This is a genomic window from Amycolatopsis sp. NPDC004772, from assembly GCF_053601215.1.
This window is the reverse complement of record NZ_JBSGBK010000084.1, coordinates 23,940-37,157: the sequence shown is the minus strand read 5'-3', so window position 1 is coordinate 37,157 and position 13,218 is coordinate 23,940. Positions and strand designations below refer to the sequence as shown.

Below are 13,218 nucleotides of genomic sequence, written 5' to 3'. Positions count from 1 at the left end.
TCACGCGTTCCACGACTGCCCCCCGCCCCACGCGCCCCATTGTGGCGTTCGGTGCGTCTGACGCACCGAACGCCACATTGGGTGCGTTGGACGCAACCAACGCCACATTGGGGTGGTTGAGAGGCGGGGTCATCGGCGGCCGAACCGTTCGGCCAGGGCCGGGTCGGATTCCCACCACAGGCCGGTCGGCGGCGCTTCGTCCAGCCGGACGTCGAGCTGCTTCGCCCGCCGTTCGTCGTCGCGGGCCCACCGCACGAACAACGCGACGACGAACGGCAGGCCGGCGACGTCACCGCCGATCCACAGCACGCCCGCGCCGATGATCTGGTCGGTGCGCAGGTCGGGGCCCCAGCCGGGGTGCGCGGCCGCGTAGTGGGCCGGGGCGAGCAGCGGGCCGAGCCACAGCACGAGGCCGAGCGCGCCGTCGAAGATCACCTCGGCGAACGCGATCCACACCGTCACCAGGTGCGGGTCCTCCCGCGGCGTCGGATCGAGGCCCAGGCGCGTCCAGAAGTAGGTGAAGCCGGCCAGCACGAGGGCCAGCCGGACCAGGTCGTCGACGAGCGGTGAGCGCAGCGTGAGGTCGTAAAGCGGCGTCAGATACAGCACGAGCACCGGCGCGACCAGGACGACGGTGACGACCGGTGGGAACGTCAGCGCGCGGGCGAGCGGGCCGCGGCCGTGCCTCCGCAGCCACCGGGCGTCGACGGTGTCCAGCAGCAGCCGGAGGGGCGCCCCCAGGGCCAGCAGCAGCGGCGTGATCATCAGCAGCGTGACCGTCTGGACCGCGCGGACCCAGAAGAACGTCGTGTCGTAGACGGCGAGGGGTGAGCAGGTGACGACCGGGATCGTCGCGAGCCCGGCGAGGAACGCCGTCGTGCGGCCCGGGGGCCAGCCGCGGCCGCGGGCCGCGCGGAGGTAGAGCGCGCCCGCGGCGAGCACGCCGAGGACGGCCGGGGCGTCGAACGTCAGCGGCATTTCAGACCGCGAAGAAGATCAGGCTGCCGATTCCGGCTACCACGCAGTAAATGGCGAACGGGGTCAGAGTGCGCGTTTCGAAGTATCCGGTGAGGAACCGGACGGAAATGTACGAAGCCACCCCGGCGACGACGCTGCCGACGAGCGCGGGACCGAGCGAAGCGTGGTTTTCGGCGGCGAAGAGCGTCGGCATCTTGAGCACGCCCGCGGCGAGGATCACCGGCGTGGCGAGCAGGAAGGCGAACCGCGCCGCGTCCTCGTGGCCCAGCCCGCGGCGGAGGCCGGCGACCATGGTGATGCCCGAGCGGCTGATGCCCGGCAGCAGCGCGAGGATCTGCGCGGCACCGATCAGCACGGCCTCGCCGACCCGCAGCTTCGCCAGCCGGACGTCGGTCGCCTCCTCGATCGAGACCGCCCGCATGACCAGCGTGTCCTCGGCCGAGAAGTCCACTGTGTCCGCTTCCTCCGCGGGCCTGCGCCGGGAGAACTTCTCGGCGGCGTAAAGGACACCGCCGTTGAGCGCGAGGAAGATCGCCGACGGCACCGGCTTGCCGAGGTAGTCGCGCAGCAGGCTTTCCAGCAGCAGGCCGGCCAGCCCGACCGGGATGGTGGCGAGCACCAGCAGCCAGGCGAGCCGCTGGTCGGGCGTGCGGACCTCGCGGTGGCGGAGGGACGCCCAGAGGCCGCCGACGATCCGCACCCAGTCCTTGCGGAAGAACAGGACCAGCGCGAGCGCGGTGGCGACGTGCATCGCCACCAGCACCGCGAGGTACGGCGAATCCTTCCCGATGCTCAGGTCCCGCTGCCACGAGCCGCCGAGCCAGGCCGGCAGCAGGATGCTGTGGCCGAGACTGGACACCGGAAACAATTCCGACACCCCTTGCAATGCCCCGACGACAATCGCCTCGAAATAGGTCACCGCGGACATTCCGTACCCCTTTTTGCCGAATCCCGACCCCGGAAGCTACCGGCCCTTTCGTTAGCGCCGGGCAAGGGGGACGCGCGCGCTCAGCGTCCTCACAGCAGATGTTCACATCCATGAACATCAATCATGTTCTTGACTGGTGTTCGACTCGTGGCTTAGCGTTTAGCCCGTCGCCGCCACGACGAAGCATCGACCCTCGACGAGGAGGACCGAAATGCGTGCGCGGATCACCTGCCCCGACGAACTCCGGGCTCCCTGAACCGGGGACCCGCTCAGCCCGGCGGCGGGGGCGGGTCCCCACCTTTCTTGGCCGTCGTCCCGGCACTCGGCGGCGGGGCGTCGGGGCGACGGCCAAGGCCCTACGGCACAGTGACTTGCATGGAGGAGCTGTACCCGCCGATCGCCCCGCGTGCCGAAGGGTTCCTGGAAACCGGTGACGGGCACCGGATCCGCTGCCAGGAGGCGGGCAATCCGGCCGGGAAGCCGGTCGTGGTGCTGCACGGCGGTCCCGGCAGCGGGATCGCCCCGATGGCCCGGCGGCACTTCGACCCGGCGGCGTACCGGATCGTCCTGTTCGACCAGCGCGGCTCGGGGCAGTCGACGCCGGGCGCGCACGACCTGGCTGCGAACACGCTGTGGCACCTGGTTTCCGACATGGAGACCCTGCGCGAGCGGCTCGGCATCGACCGCTGGCAGCTCTTCGGCGGCTCCTGGGGCGCGACGCTCGCGCTCGCGTACGCCGAGACGCACCCTTCGCGTGTCAGCGAGATCATCCTGCGGGGCGTGTTCACCGTCCGGCAGAGCGAGCTGGACTGGATCTACCGCGGCGGCGCGGCCCACCTGTTCCCCCGCGAGTGGGAGGCGTTCCTGGCGCCGTTGCCCGCTTCCCTGCGCGACGACCCCCTCGCCGGGTACGCGGTGCTGCTCGACGACCCCGCCGAGGAGGTCCGCCACCGCGCGGCGGTCGCGTGGAGCACCTGGGAAGGCGCGACGGTTTCGGTGCTGCCGCAGGAGTCGTTCGTCCGCCAGTACGCGGACCCGGCGTTCGCGCTGACCTTCGCCCGGCTCGCGGTCCACTACTTCACCCACGGCGCCTGGCTCGACGACGGGCAGCTGATCCGGGACGCGGGCAAGCTGGCCGGCATCCCGGGCGTGCTGGTCCAGGGCCGGTTCGACACGGTGTGCCCGCCGGTGACGGCGTACGAGCTGCACCGGGCGTGGCCGGGGTCGGAGCTGAAGCTGCTCGAGGGAGCGGGCCACGCGGTGACGGACCCGGGGGTGCTGGCGGCCCTGCGCGCGGCGACGGACTCATTCCGCGAGTAGCACGGCGAACACCTTCTCGAGCTTGCCCCGCAGGACGTCTTCGTCCGCGCGGTTGAGCTCGGTGCTCCCGATGAGCGTGCGCATCACCCAGAACCCGGCGATCACCGACAGCGCCAGCGCCAGCGCCGGGTCCGCCGGCGCGCGGTCCGGGAGCAGGCCGGCCAGGTGCTGCTCGACGTGCCGCTCGATGCCGGCTCGCAGGAGCTCCGCGGCCCGCGGGTTGGCCGCCGAACGCAGCATCAGCAGGAACGGGTCGAGCCGTCCGGCGTCCGGCGCCGTCCGGCGCACGAGCGAGGCCGCGAGGTCCGCGGCGAGCGTCGCCGGGTCGTCGGTGAGCACGGTCCGCTCGGCCATCGCCGCGTCGACGACCTCCGCGAAGAGGCCTTCCTTCGAGCCGAAGTAGCGGTTGACGAGCATCGCCGTGACACCGGCGGACTCGGCGATCTCGCGCACGCCGACACCGTCGTAGCCGGCCCGGGTGAACGCTTCGAGCGCGGACGCGAGGATCGCTTCCCGGGTCGCGGCGGCGTTGCGGGGTCTCATGTATACGAGTGTAGACTTCGGTTAAGTCTACAGCTGTATACCTCAGTGGAAGGAACGTCATGGACCTCGAAATCGCAGGTAAGCGCGCTCTGGTCACCGGTTCGAGCGCGGGTCTCGGCGAGGCGATCGCGCGGCTGCTGGCCGCGGAAGGCGCGGCCGTGGTCGTCCACGGCCGGAACGCGGCCCGCACGGAGCAGGTGGCGGCGGCGATCGGCGCGGCCGGGATCGCCCTGGGCGATTTGTCGACCGACGCCGGAGCCGACGCGGTCGCCGCGGCGGCCGGGGACGTCGACATCCTGGTCAACAACGCCGGCGCGTACGACCACCTGGGGTGGGGCGACGCGACCCCGGCGGACTGGACCGCGATGTACGAGGCGAACGTCGTCTCGGCGGTCCGGATGATCCACCGGTGCGTGCCGGGCATGCGCGAGCGCGGCTGGGGCCGGGTCGTCCAGATCGGCGGCGGGCTGGCGATCCAGCCCCTGGCCATGCAGCCGCACTACACGGCGACGCTGGCCGCACGGCACAACCTGGCGGTGTCGCTGGCCCGCGACCTGGCCGGCACGGGCGTGACGTCGAACGTCGTCTCCCCCGGCGCGATCCTGGTCGACTCGGTGCGCGAGCTGCTGACGTCGATCGCCCCGCAGCACGGGTGGGGCACCGCGTGGGAAGACATCGAACGCGCCGCGGCGCGCGACCTGGTCCCCAACGACACCGGCCGCCTGGGCCGCCCCGAGGAGATCGCGGCCGCGGTGGGCTACCTGGTGAGCCCGGCGGCCGCCTACGTGAGCGGCGCGACGATCCGCGTGGACGGCGGCACGATCCGGTCAGTGCACTAGAGCCGCCCGCCCGAAGCCGTGTCGCCGGACAGGCGCTGGGCCAGGTACACCGGAACCGTCGACGCCACGATCAGCACCGCCGCCACCACGTTCACGATCGGGGCCTGGTTCGGCCGGAAGAGGTTGTTGTAGATCCAGATCGGCAGCGTCTCCATGCCTGTGCCGAGGGTGAACGTCGTCACGATGATCTCGTCGAACGACAGCGCGAACGCCAGCAGTCCGCCCGCCAGCAGCGCCGACCGCAGCATCGGGAACGTCACCAGGCGGAACGTCGTGAGGCCGGTGGCGCCGAGGTCCATCGACGCCTCCTCCAGGTTGCCGCCCATCCGCCGCAGCCGGGCCACGACGTTGTTGAACACCACCACGATGCAGAACGTCGCGTGCGCGATGATCGCCGTCAGCAGGCCGAGGTCGATGCCCAGGATCGTGCGGAACGCGTTGTTCAGCGCGATGCCCGTGACGATCCCCGGCAGCGCGATCGGCAGGATGATCAGCAGCGACACCGGGTTGCGGCCGAAGAACCGGTAGCGCTGCAACGCGAACGCCGCCATCGTGCCGAGCACCAGCGCGATCGCCGTCGCCGCCAGGCCCGCCTGGACGCTCGTCCACAGCGCGTGCAGCGCGCCTTCGTTGGACGCCGCGCGGCTCCACCACTCCAGGGTGAAGCGGGACGGCGGCCAGCCGAACGTCGTGTCCGCGTTGAACGAGTTGAGCAGCACCACCACCAGCGGGAAGTAGATCACCGCCAGGCCGAGCCCCAGCGCCACCCACAGCACCCTGCGCACGAGAACTCCTAGAGGTTGTCCAGCGCGCCGGTGCGGCGCACGGCGGCCAAGTACGCGAGCATGATCACGACCGGCACGGTCGCCACCGTCGCCGCGAACGGGAGGTTGTTGGCCGCGCCGATGTTGTCGTAGACGACGTTGCCGAGCATCTGGGAGGTGCCGCCGACGATCTTCACCGCGATGTAGTCGCCCAGGGACAACGAGAACGTGAAGATCGAGCCCGCCACGATCGCCGGGAACGTCAGGGGCAGGATCACCGAGCGGAACGTCCTCAGCGAGCGGGCGCCGAGGTCGCCGGACGCGTCGACCAGGGAGTCCGGCAGCCGGTCGAGGCCCGCGTAGATCGGCAGGATCATGTACGGCAGCCACAGGTACGACAGCGTGATGATCGTGGCCGTGACGCCGTACCCGGGCGAAATCGCGCTCAGGGCGCCGTTGCCGGACAGCATCGAGCGCCAGGCGTACGCCTTCACCAGGTAGCTCGCCCACAGCGGGGTCATCACCGCGATCACCAGGATCCGCTGCGCCCGCGGCGAAGCGAGCTTGGCCATCGCGTACGCCATCGGGAACGCGACGACGGCGTCGATCACCGTCACCAGCGCCGCGATCCCGACCGTGCGGAAGGTGATCGTGCGGTAGACCGCGTCGGTGAACAGCGTCTCGAAGTTGCCCAGCGACCAGTCGATGACGACCTGGCCGGTGAAGGCGTCGGTGTGCCAGAACGCCGTGACGAACAGCGCGGCGAGCGCGCCCAGGTAGGCCAGGCCGAGCCAGAGCAGCGGGGCCGACAGCAGGAAACCCAGGCGCAGCTTGGGTTTCCGGTAGAAGAAGGCGGAAACGGCGGTCATCGCACCTCGCAGGGTGAAGGCCGGACGCGGCGGGCGGAGTGGGGGGACACAGCCCGCCGCGTCCGGGGTTCGGGGGTCAGCCCTTGATCTCGGTCCAGGCCTTCGTCCACTCGCCGTAGTCCTTGCACTTGACGTCCGTGCGGCCGTCGAGGCACTGCGGGATCGGCGTGGTCCAGTACGCGATCTTCGCCGCGTACGCCGCGTCGTTGGCGTGGTAGGTGTCGCAGAGCGTCTTGTCCGTCATCTCCGCGCACGCCTTCGTGTTCGCCGGCGCTTCGCCGAAGTACTCGGCGACCTGGGCGTTCACCTTCGGGCTGATGATGTAATCGAGCCACTTGTACGCGCACGTCTTGTGCGCCGACTTCGCCGCCACCATCCAGGTGTCCGACCACCCGGTCGCGCCCTCGCTCGGCACCGCGGCCTCCAGCGGCGCCCCCTCGCCCTTGGTCAGGTTGACCGTGACCTGCCAGGCGGTGCCGACGACGGCGTCGGCGTTCTTCAGCGCCTGCGACTCCTTGAGGTAGTCCGACCAGTACTCGGACACCAGGGGCCGCTGCTGCTTGAGCAGGTTCACCGCGGCGGTGAACTGCTTGTCGTCGAGGGCGTACGGGTTCTTGATGCCCAGGTCCGGCTGGTGGGCCTGGAGGTAGAGCGCGGCGTCGGCGATGTAGATCGGCGAGTCGTAGGCGATCACCTTGCCCTTGTAGGGCGAGTTCGCGTCGAACATCACCGACCACGACGTCGGTGCCGGGGTCACCTTGTCGGTGCGCCAGGTCAGCAGGTTCGCGCCCCAGCCGTGCGGGATGCCGTAGGAGACGCCGCCCACGCTGTTCCACGACTTGTCCTTGAGGAACGGCTGGACGTCGGCGTAGTTCGGCACGAGCGCGGTGTTCACCGGCTCGGCGTCCCCGGAGGCGACCAGCCGCAGCGACGCGTCACCCGAGGCCGAAACGACGTCGTACTGCCCGGTCTTCATCAGCGTGACGGCCTCGTCGGACGTCCCGAACGGCTTGACGTTCACCTTGCAGCCGGTCTGCTGCTCGAACGGCGTGACCCAGTTGACCTTCGGGTCGTTCGACCCGTTCTCCGCGTACCCCGGCCAGGCGAGGACGTTCAGCTGCCCCTCCGGCTGCCCGAGCGCCTTCAGCGCTTCGAGCTTCGGCGGCGTGAAGCCCTGCGCGCCCGGCGGCGCGGCGGAGTTCGAGCCGGACGTGCCACATGCAGCCAACAGCAGGCTGGCGCCGAGGACCCCGGCGAGCCGCGTCTTCCTGTTCTTCATGGCATCCCTTCTGGGAACTACTGGACCTGGAAGCTGTGTTCGTTCCGCCAGCTGAGCCGGACGCGCCCGCCGGCGAACGCCGCGTTGTCGGTGTTCTGCCGGACGACGGAAAGCTGTCCTCCGGCGTCGAGCGCGACCGAATACCGCACGGTGGCGCCGGCGTAGACGACGTCGGTGACCGTGCCCGTCGCCGTGGTGTGCCCGGCCGCGGCGGGCTCGGACAGGTCGCCGTCGATGCGGATCTTCTCCGGCCGGATGCTGAACAGCCCCGGCCGGCCGATGACGCTCTCGGCACCACGCCCGCCCAGCAGGTTCGACGTCCCGACGAACCCGGCGACGAACGCGCTCGCCGGGCGTTCGTAGACCTCCTCGGGCGGCCCGACCTGCTCGATCCGGCCGTCGTTGAACACCGCGATGCGGTCGCTCATGGTGAGGGCTTCGTCCTGGTCGTGGGTGACGAAGACGAACGTGATGCCGACGTCCCGCTGGATCTGCTTGAGCTCCAGCTGCATCGCCTGCCGGAGCTTGAGGTCGAGGGCGCCGAGCGGCTCGTCGAGCAGCAGCACCTTCGGCCGGTTGACCAGCGCGCGGGCCAGGGCGACGCGCTGGCGCTGCCCGCCGGACAGCTGCGCGGGCTTGCGGGAGCCGTAGTCCTCCAGCCGCACCGTCTTCAGCGCTTCGAGCGCGCGCTCCCGGCGTTGCTGCTTCGGGACGCGCTTGACGCGCAGGCCGTACTCGACGTTCTGCTGCACGTTCATGTGCGGGAAGAGCGCGTAGTCCTGGAACACCGTGTTGACGTCCCGCTCGAACGGCGCGAGCCGGCTCACGTCGTGGCCGTCGAGCTCGATGGTGCCCTCGGTGGGCAGCTCGAACCCGGCGATCATGCGCAGCACCGTCGTCTTGCCGGAGCCGGACGGGCCGAGCATGGAGAAGAACTCGCCCGGCGGGATGTCGAGGTCGACGCCGTCGACCGCGTGGACGTCGCCGAAGTGCTTGCGCAGCCCGGAAAGCCGGATCGCCGGGCGCGTGCTCTCCGGTGCGGCGGGCTCTTCCCGCGTCTCGGACGGTGCTTGGTTGGGCATCGCGACCCTCACAGTGCGCTCATCACGTGCTTGACGCGCGTGTAGTCCTCGAGGCCGTAGAGGGAGAGGTCCTTGCCGTAGCCGGACTTCTTGAATCCGCCGTGCGGCATTTCGGCGACCAGGGGGATGTGCGTGTTGATCCAGACGCAGCCGAAGTCGAGCTTCGCGGCGGCGCGCATCGCCCGCTGGTGATCGCGGGTCCAGACCGACGACGCGAGGGCGTACTGGACGCCGTTTGCGAGCTTCAGGGCCTCGGCTTCGTCGGAGAACCGCTGGACGGTGATGACCGGGCCGAAGATCTCGTTCTGGATCGCCTCGTCGTCCTGCCGGAGGCCGGAGACGACGGTGGCCTCGTAGAAGTACCCCTCCTCGCCGGCCCGATGTCCTCCACAGTGGACGGTCGCGTGCTCCGGCAGCCGGTCGATGAACCCGGCCACCTTCTCGAGCTGGGCGGCGTTGTTGAGCGGGCCGTAGGCGACGTCTTCGTCGTCGGGCTTGCCGGTCCTGGTCTGCTCGGCCTGCCGGGTGAGCGCGGCGACGAAGGTGTCGTGCACGTCGTCGGCGACCAGCACGCGCGTGGCGGCGGTGCAGTCCTGGCCCGCGTTGAAGTACCCGGCGACGGCGATGGCCTCGGCGGCCGCTTCGAGGTCCGCGTCGCCGAAGACGATGACCGGCGCCTTGCCGCCGAGTTCCAGGTGCACGCGCTTGACGTCGTTCGCGGCCGACCGCGCCACTTCGATGCCGGCCCGGACCGAGCCGGTGATCGACACCATCGCCGGGATGTCGTGCTCGACCAGCGCGCGGCCGGTGTCGCGGTCGCCGCAGATCACGTTGAACACCCCGGGCGGGAAGAACTCGCCGGCGATCTCGGCGAGCAGCAGGGTCGACGCGGGGGTGGTGTCGGAGGGCTTGAGAACGACGGTGTTGCCGGCGGCGAGGGCGGGCGCGATCTTCCAGATGGCCATCAGCAGCGGGTAGTTCCACGGCGTGACCTGCGCGCAGACGCCGACCGGCTCGCGGCGCACGAACGACGTGTGGCCTTCCAGGTACTCCCCCGCGGCCCGGCCTTCGAGCACGCGCGCGGCCCCGGCGAAGAAGCGGACCTGGTCGAGGACCATCGGGATTTCTTCGGCCATGGTCAGCGCGACCGGTTTGCCGGTGTTCGCGGACTCGGTCGCGACCAGTTCTCCGGCCCGGGCTTCGAGGGCGTCGGCGAGCTTGAGCAGCGCGAGCTGGCGCTGGGAGGGCGTGGTTTCCCGCCAGGTCTCGAACGCGGTCGCGGCGACCTGCAGCGCGTTGTCGACGTCTTCCGGGCCGGCGATCGGGGCGGTGCAGTAGGGACGTCCGGTGACGGGGTCGACGATCTCCGCCGTCCGGCCCGACTTGGACTCGACGTACGCGCCGCCGACGTAGTGCTTGAGCTCCTGCGGCGGGGTGGGTGGGCTGGCAGAAGACACGGTCACTCCTCGGTGCTGACGGGAGCTAAAACATATGACTCCATATGTAATAGGACAAGGGCATGAGGCAAGATTGGTGCGAACGGGTACTCCGACCGGCGAGGATCACGATGCGCAAGGGCATGTCGCACAGCGCGCGATCCGCCATGTTCGCCCCGCTCGGCCAGGTCGGGCGGGCGGAGGCGGTGGCGGCGCGGCTGGTCGACGCCATCACCCTCGGCCTGCTCGCCGACCAGGAACAGCTGCCCAGCGAAGCCGACCTCGCCGCACAATTCGGCGTCTCGACGGTGACGGTCCGGGAGGCGCTGGTGGCCCTGCGGCAGCAGGGGCTGGTCGAGACTCGGCGAGGGCGCAGCGGCGGCAGCTTCGTGCGCGCGCCGGCCCACCCGCCCGCGGACGCGTGGCGCGCGCGGCTGCGCGAGGTGTCGCTGTCGGACCTGCGGGACGTCGGCGACCACTACCTGGCGATCGCCGGGGCCGCGGCCAAGCTCGCCGCCGAGCGCAGCTCCCCCGAGGACGTCGCCCGGCTGCGCCTGGCGACCGACGACCTCCGCACGGCCCACGGCATCGACTTCACCCGGGCGGAGCGGCAGTTCCACCTGGAGGTCGCCGCGGCCGCGCAGTCGCCGAGGTTGACGCACGAGGAGGTCCACCTGCAGAGCGAGCTGGGTGGGTTGCTGTGGCTGCCGCTCGGGTCCACGGCACCCTCGTGCGAGGAACACGCGGCGATCACCGCGGCGATTTCCTCCGCGGACGGCGAGCTGGCCCGCAAGCTGACCGAGGAACATCTCCTGGGCGCCCTCGACCGCCTCGCGGACGTGCACCTGGACCTGCTCACGCCGTAAACTTCCGCTACTCCGCGCATCGAGGTGAGCACCGTGAACGACACCCGCACGCTGGCCGGCGACGAGGTCGTCGAGCAGGTTTCCGCGTTGGTGGAAGGGGTTTTCGAGCGGCTCAAGCCCCTGCTGGCGGCCGCCGAGTCGGTCCTGGCGGACAGTCCCGCCGCGGCGGCCCTGCACCGGATCCGCCCGCAGGTCACCGAGGCACTGGGCGGGCTCATCATCGGCGCGGGGTTCGTCAGCGCCCCGCGCGTGCTGGCCGACTCGGAATTCGGCTTCGAGTGGTGGACGGGCTCGTCGTCGGAGCCGTCCCAGCTGTTCATCAGCCTCGACCCGGCGAGCGAGAACTTCCTGGACTACACGCGCCAGTCCTGGTTCACGGTCCCCCGCGACACCGGGCGGCGGCACATCAACGGCCCGTACGTCGATTACCTGTGCACCGACGAGTACACGCTGACGTTCACGATCCCGGTGTTCCGGGGTGATTCCTTCGCGGGCGTCGTCGGCGCGGACGTGTACGTGCGGGAGTTCGAGCGCGCGGTGCGGCCGCGGTTGCGTTCGCTGGGGCGCGGGGCGGCGCTGCTGAACGCGCAGGGCCGGGTGATCGTGTCGAACAGCGTCCGGCAGCCGACGGGATCGTTGGTGCGCGAGGCGGACGTCCCGGCGTGGTGGTCGGCGGGCGCGGAACCGGGCCCGGGATTGCGGCGGTGCGGCGATTCGCCGATCGTGCTGGTGACCGGGGCTTGAGGCCGACTGTCGAGGCTTCGCCGGTGGTATTGGCGAAGCCAACTCTATATAGCTAGAGTTGAGTCATGCAGTCGATAGGCCGGGCAACGGACGCCACCTTGGACGTCCTGGAGGTCCTGATCGGGCCGGGTGACGATCTCTACGGGCTGAGCATCGCCGAAGCAGCGGGGCGCAAGACCGGCGTGGTGTACCCGATCCTGAGCCGTCTCGAGCTGGCCGGCTGGGTGGACAGCTCCTGGGAGGCCGACGAGCGAACGGAGCGGGGGCCGCGGCGGCGGTTCTACCGGCTCACCCCGACGGGTCTCGAATCGGCGCGGGCCTTGCTGGTCGAACGCCGTGGGCACGTCCGGCAGCGCAGTGCCGCCACCGGCCGCGGAAACAGCGCCCCTCGACCTGCGTCGGCACTGCGGGAGCAACCGCGGTGAACGGCACCCTGATCACCATCGTCCTCGCAGTCGTGATTCCGCTGTTGGTCAACGAAGCGAGTGAGGTGGCCCCCTGGCTGGCGGGCCGGCTGGTGCGGTGGGGCGCCCGGCACCTCGGCCCCCATGCCGATATCGAGCGCTACGAGGAAGAGTGGTCGGCCGACCTGGAACGCGTCCCGGGAAAGCTGACCAAACTCGCCCACGCCTGCCTCGTGGTGGGCTGGAGCGTGCCGCGCATGCGCCGGCAGTTCTCGCCACGACGGTGGCTGACGCGGTGGAAGCGGTGGCGGTGGAACCGGACCATCGAGCGTTGGACGCCGGTCGTCTGGCACGTCGTGCGCGCGAGAGGACTTTCGCGGGCCGCTGCCGAAGACGCCGTCGTCGAAGTCTGGCTCCGCTACGGTCAGGAGTCCGAGGAGACGAAGCTGCCCGGCACCGAGATCGGACGGTGGCTCGTCGCACGCGCCCGGGAGCAGGTGCTGTGCGCCTCACCCGGCACCGATCCGGTGGAAGAACCCGCCGAGCCGATGACTCGCGATGCCAGGTTGTGGCGAGCGCAGTGTTCCCTCCCCCACGACGATCAGGAGGTCCTGCGCCTGGCCAGCCTGACGAAACCCCGGAAGGGGTGGAAGCGCACAACGCTCGAACAGCTCCTGGGGACGTCGTCAGCCGAGGCTGTCCGACGCCGCGATGCGGCGCTCGAGCGGCTTCGCGACCGTCTGGCCTCGGCGAAGGATCGCTCTGACAGCCACTGAGTCACCGTGCTGGTGACCGGGGCTTAGGGGCCGCCCAGCAGCGCGTACCTCACGAAGCAGCCCGGGCTGTCCCGCACGAGCACCGTCAACGGCGTTCCCTCGGGCACCGGCCGGGTGGTGAACACGGGGTGCGCCGGACCGAGCAGCGTGCCCACCTCGCCGACCCGGGTCAGGGAGGTTTCGTCGCCGCCGAACGGGACGCAGGTCGTGGAGCTGCGGTAGTCGCGGCCGTCGTGGTGGATGCGTGATGGGAGCCCGCCGTCGCCGGGCCGGGCGTAGCCGAAGTGGTTCGACGTCCACGGCAGGAACGCCAGCCCGCCCGCCGCGAGCAGGATGACGGCAGCCACGACAGCGGCGCGTTTCCAGGTCACCTCCCGAAGACGCCCGTCG

The 13,218-nt window shown here is 70.7% G+C and carries 15 protein-coding genes; 6 read left to right on the top strand and 9 right to left on the bottom strand.

Features of this window, described 5'->3' with window-relative positions; genetic code table 11:
- Positions 1-129: 129 nt before the first annotated feature.
- Positions 130-978, bottom strand: a complete 849-nt coding sequence (locus ACWEF6_RS34750; RefSeq protein ID WP_449686803.1) for a cytochrome c oxidase assembly protein — start codon at positions 976-978, stop codon at positions 130-132.
- A gap of 1 nt (position 979) precedes the next feature.
- The gene (locus ACWEF6_RS34745; RefSeq protein WP_449686802.1) at positions 980-1,906 is read right to left on the bottom strand and encodes an undecaprenyl-diphosphate phosphatase; all 927 of its coding nucleotides are present in this window, start codon (positions 1,904-1,906) and stop codon (positions 980-982) included.
- 375 nt (positions 1,907-2,281) lie between these two features.
- On the opposite strand from ACWEF6_RS34745, the gene pip reads away from it, so the two are divergent.
- Positions 2,282-3,226 carry a prolyl aminopeptidase gene (pip, locus tag ACWEF6_RS34740; protein ID WP_449686801.1) on the top strand — a complete coding sequence of 315 codons (945 nt, stop codon included), beginning with the start codon at positions 2,282-2,284 and terminating at the stop codon, positions 3,224-3,226.
- Here pip and ACWEF6_RS34735 read toward each other — a convergent pair.
- A complete protein-coding gene (locus ACWEF6_RS34735) occupies positions 3,212-3,769 on the bottom strand; it encodes a TetR/AcrR family transcriptional regulator (protein WP_449686800.1) in 558 nt (185 codons plus the stop codon). The genes pip and ACWEF6_RS34735 overlap by 15 nt on opposite strands.
- Before the next feature lie 59 nt (positions 3,770-3,828).
- On the opposite strand from ACWEF6_RS34735, the gene ACWEF6_RS34730 reads away from it, so the two are divergent.
- Positions 3,829-4,608 (top strand): SDR family NAD(P)-dependent oxidoreductase, encoded by a 780-nt coding sequence (locus ACWEF6_RS34730; RefSeq protein ID WP_449686799.1) that lies wholly within the window; start codon positions 3,829-3,831, stop codon positions 4,606-4,608.
- On the opposite strand, the gene ACWEF6_RS34725 is transcribed toward ACWEF6_RS34730, so the two are convergent.
- The 5 genes from ACWEF6_RS34725 to ACWEF6_RS34705 all read right to left on the bottom strand — a co-directional run bounded on the left by ACWEF6_RS34725 (position 4,605) and on the right by ACWEF6_RS34705 (position 10,059).
- Positions 4,605-5,393: an ABC transporter permease gene (locus tag ACWEF6_RS34725; RefSeq protein WP_310970644.1), complete on the bottom strand. Its 789-nt coding sequence runs from the start codon at positions 5,391-5,393 to the stop codon at positions 4,605-4,607. The genes ACWEF6_RS34730 and ACWEF6_RS34725 overlap by 4 nt on opposite strands.
- 8 nt (positions 5,394-5,401) lie before the next feature.
- Entirely contained in the window at positions 5,402-6,241 is an 840-nt protein-coding gene (locus tag ACWEF6_RS34720; RefSeq protein ID WP_449686798.1) for an ABC transporter permease, read from the bottom strand.
- A gap of 76 nt (positions 6,242-6,317) precedes the next feature.
- Entirely contained in the window at positions 6,318-7,520 is a 1,203-nt protein-coding gene (locus tag ACWEF6_RS34715; RefSeq protein ID WP_449686797.1) for an ABC transporter substrate-binding protein, read from the bottom strand.
- Positions 7,521-7,537: 17 nt separating this feature from the next.
- Positions 7,538-8,602, bottom strand: coding sequence for an ABC transporter ATP-binding protein (locus tag ACWEF6_RS34710; RefSeq protein WP_449686796.1), 1,065 nt, complete (start codon positions 8,600-8,602; stop codon positions 7,538-7,540).
- An 8-nt stretch (positions 8,603-8,610) separates the two neighbouring features.
- Positions 8,611-10,059 carry a gamma-aminobutyraldehyde dehydrogenase gene (locus ACWEF6_RS34705; protein WP_449686795.1) on the bottom strand — a complete coding sequence of 483 codons (1,449 nt, stop codon included), beginning with the start codon at positions 10,057-10,059 and terminating at the stop codon, positions 8,611-8,613.
- Between the two features lie 110 nt (positions 10,060-10,169).
- Here ACWEF6_RS34705 and ACWEF6_RS34700 point away from each other — a divergent pair, with 110 nt between their 5' ends.
- The 4 genes from ACWEF6_RS34700 (at position 10,170) to ACWEF6_RS34685 (ending at position 12,828) form a co-directional block, all read left to right on the top strand.
- Positions 10,170-10,904 carry a FadR/GntR family transcriptional regulator gene (locus tag ACWEF6_RS34700; RefSeq protein ID WP_449686794.1) on the top strand — a complete coding sequence of 245 codons (735 nt, stop codon included), beginning with the start codon at positions 10,170-10,172 and terminating at the stop codon, positions 10,902-10,904.
- A 33-nt stretch (positions 10,905-10,937) separates the two neighbouring features.
- The gene (locus tag ACWEF6_RS34695) at positions 10,938-11,648 is read left to right on the top strand and encodes a cache domain-containing protein (protein ID WP_449686793.1); all 711 of its coding nucleotides are present in this window, start codon (positions 10,938-10,940) and stop codon (positions 11,646-11,648) included.
- A gap of 65 nt (positions 11,649-11,713) precedes the next feature.
- Positions 11,714-12,073 (top strand): PadR family transcriptional regulator, encoded by a 360-nt coding sequence (locus tag ACWEF6_RS34690; RefSeq protein ID WP_449686792.1) that lies wholly within the window; start codon positions 11,714-11,716, stop codon positions 12,071-12,073.
- The gene (locus ACWEF6_RS34685; protein WP_449686791.1) at positions 12,070-12,828 is read left to right on the top strand and encodes a hypothetical protein; all 759 of its coding nucleotides are present in this window, start codon (positions 12,070-12,072) and stop codon (positions 12,826-12,828) included. Before ACWEF6_RS34690 ends, ACWEF6_RS34685 begins: the two co-directional genes overlap by 4 nt.
- Positions 12,829-12,851: 23 nt before the next feature.
- Here ACWEF6_RS34685 and ACWEF6_RS34680 read toward each other — a convergent pair whose 3' ends face one another.
- Positions 12,852-13,199 carry a hypothetical protein gene (locus ACWEF6_RS34680; RefSeq protein WP_449686790.1) on the bottom strand — a complete coding sequence of 116 codons (348 nt, stop codon included), beginning with the start codon at positions 13,197-13,199 and terminating at the stop codon, positions 12,852-12,854.
- Positions 13,200-13,218: the final 19 nt, after the last annotated feature.

Coding starts and splice junctions, on each gene's coding strand:
- ACWEF6_RS34735 (WP_449686800.1), bottom strand. CDS start 3,769: ATGAGACCCCGCAACGCCGCCGCGACCCGGGAAGCGATCCTCGCGTCC.
- pip (WP_449686801.1), top strand. CDS start 2,282: ATGGAGGAGCTGTACCCGCCGATCGCCCCGCGTGCCGAAGGGTTCCTG.
- ACWEF6_RS34750 (WP_449686803.1), bottom strand. CDS start 978: ATGCCGCTGACGTTCGACGCCCCGGCCGTCCTCGGCGTGCTCGCCGCG.
- ACWEF6_RS34690 (WP_449686792.1), top strand. CDS start 11,714: ATGCAGTCGATAGGCCGGGCAACGGACGCCACCTTGGACGTCCTGGAG.
- ACWEF6_RS34730 (WP_449686799.1), top strand. CDS start 3,829: ATGGACCTCGAAATCGCAGGTAAGCGCGCTCTGGTCACCGGTTCGAGC.
- ACWEF6_RS34710 (WP_449686796.1), bottom strand. CDS start 8,602: ATGCCCAACCAAGCACCGTCCGAGACGCGGGAAGAGCCCGCCGCACCG.
- ACWEF6_RS34720 (WP_449686798.1), bottom strand. CDS start 6,241: ATGACCGCCGTTTCCGCCTTCTTCTACCGGAAACCCAAGCTGCGCCTG.
- ACWEF6_RS34700 (WP_449686794.1), top strand. CDS start 10,170: ATGCGCAAGGGCATGTCGCACAGCGCGCGATCCGCCATGTTCGCCCCG.
- ACWEF6_RS34745 (WP_449686802.1), bottom strand. CDS start 1,906: ATGTCCGCGGTGACCTATTTCGAGGCGATTGTCGTCGGGGCATTGCAA.
- ACWEF6_RS34715 (WP_449686797.1), bottom strand. CDS start 7,520: ATGAAGAACAGGAAGACGCGGCTCGCCGGGGTCCTCGGCGCCAGCCTG.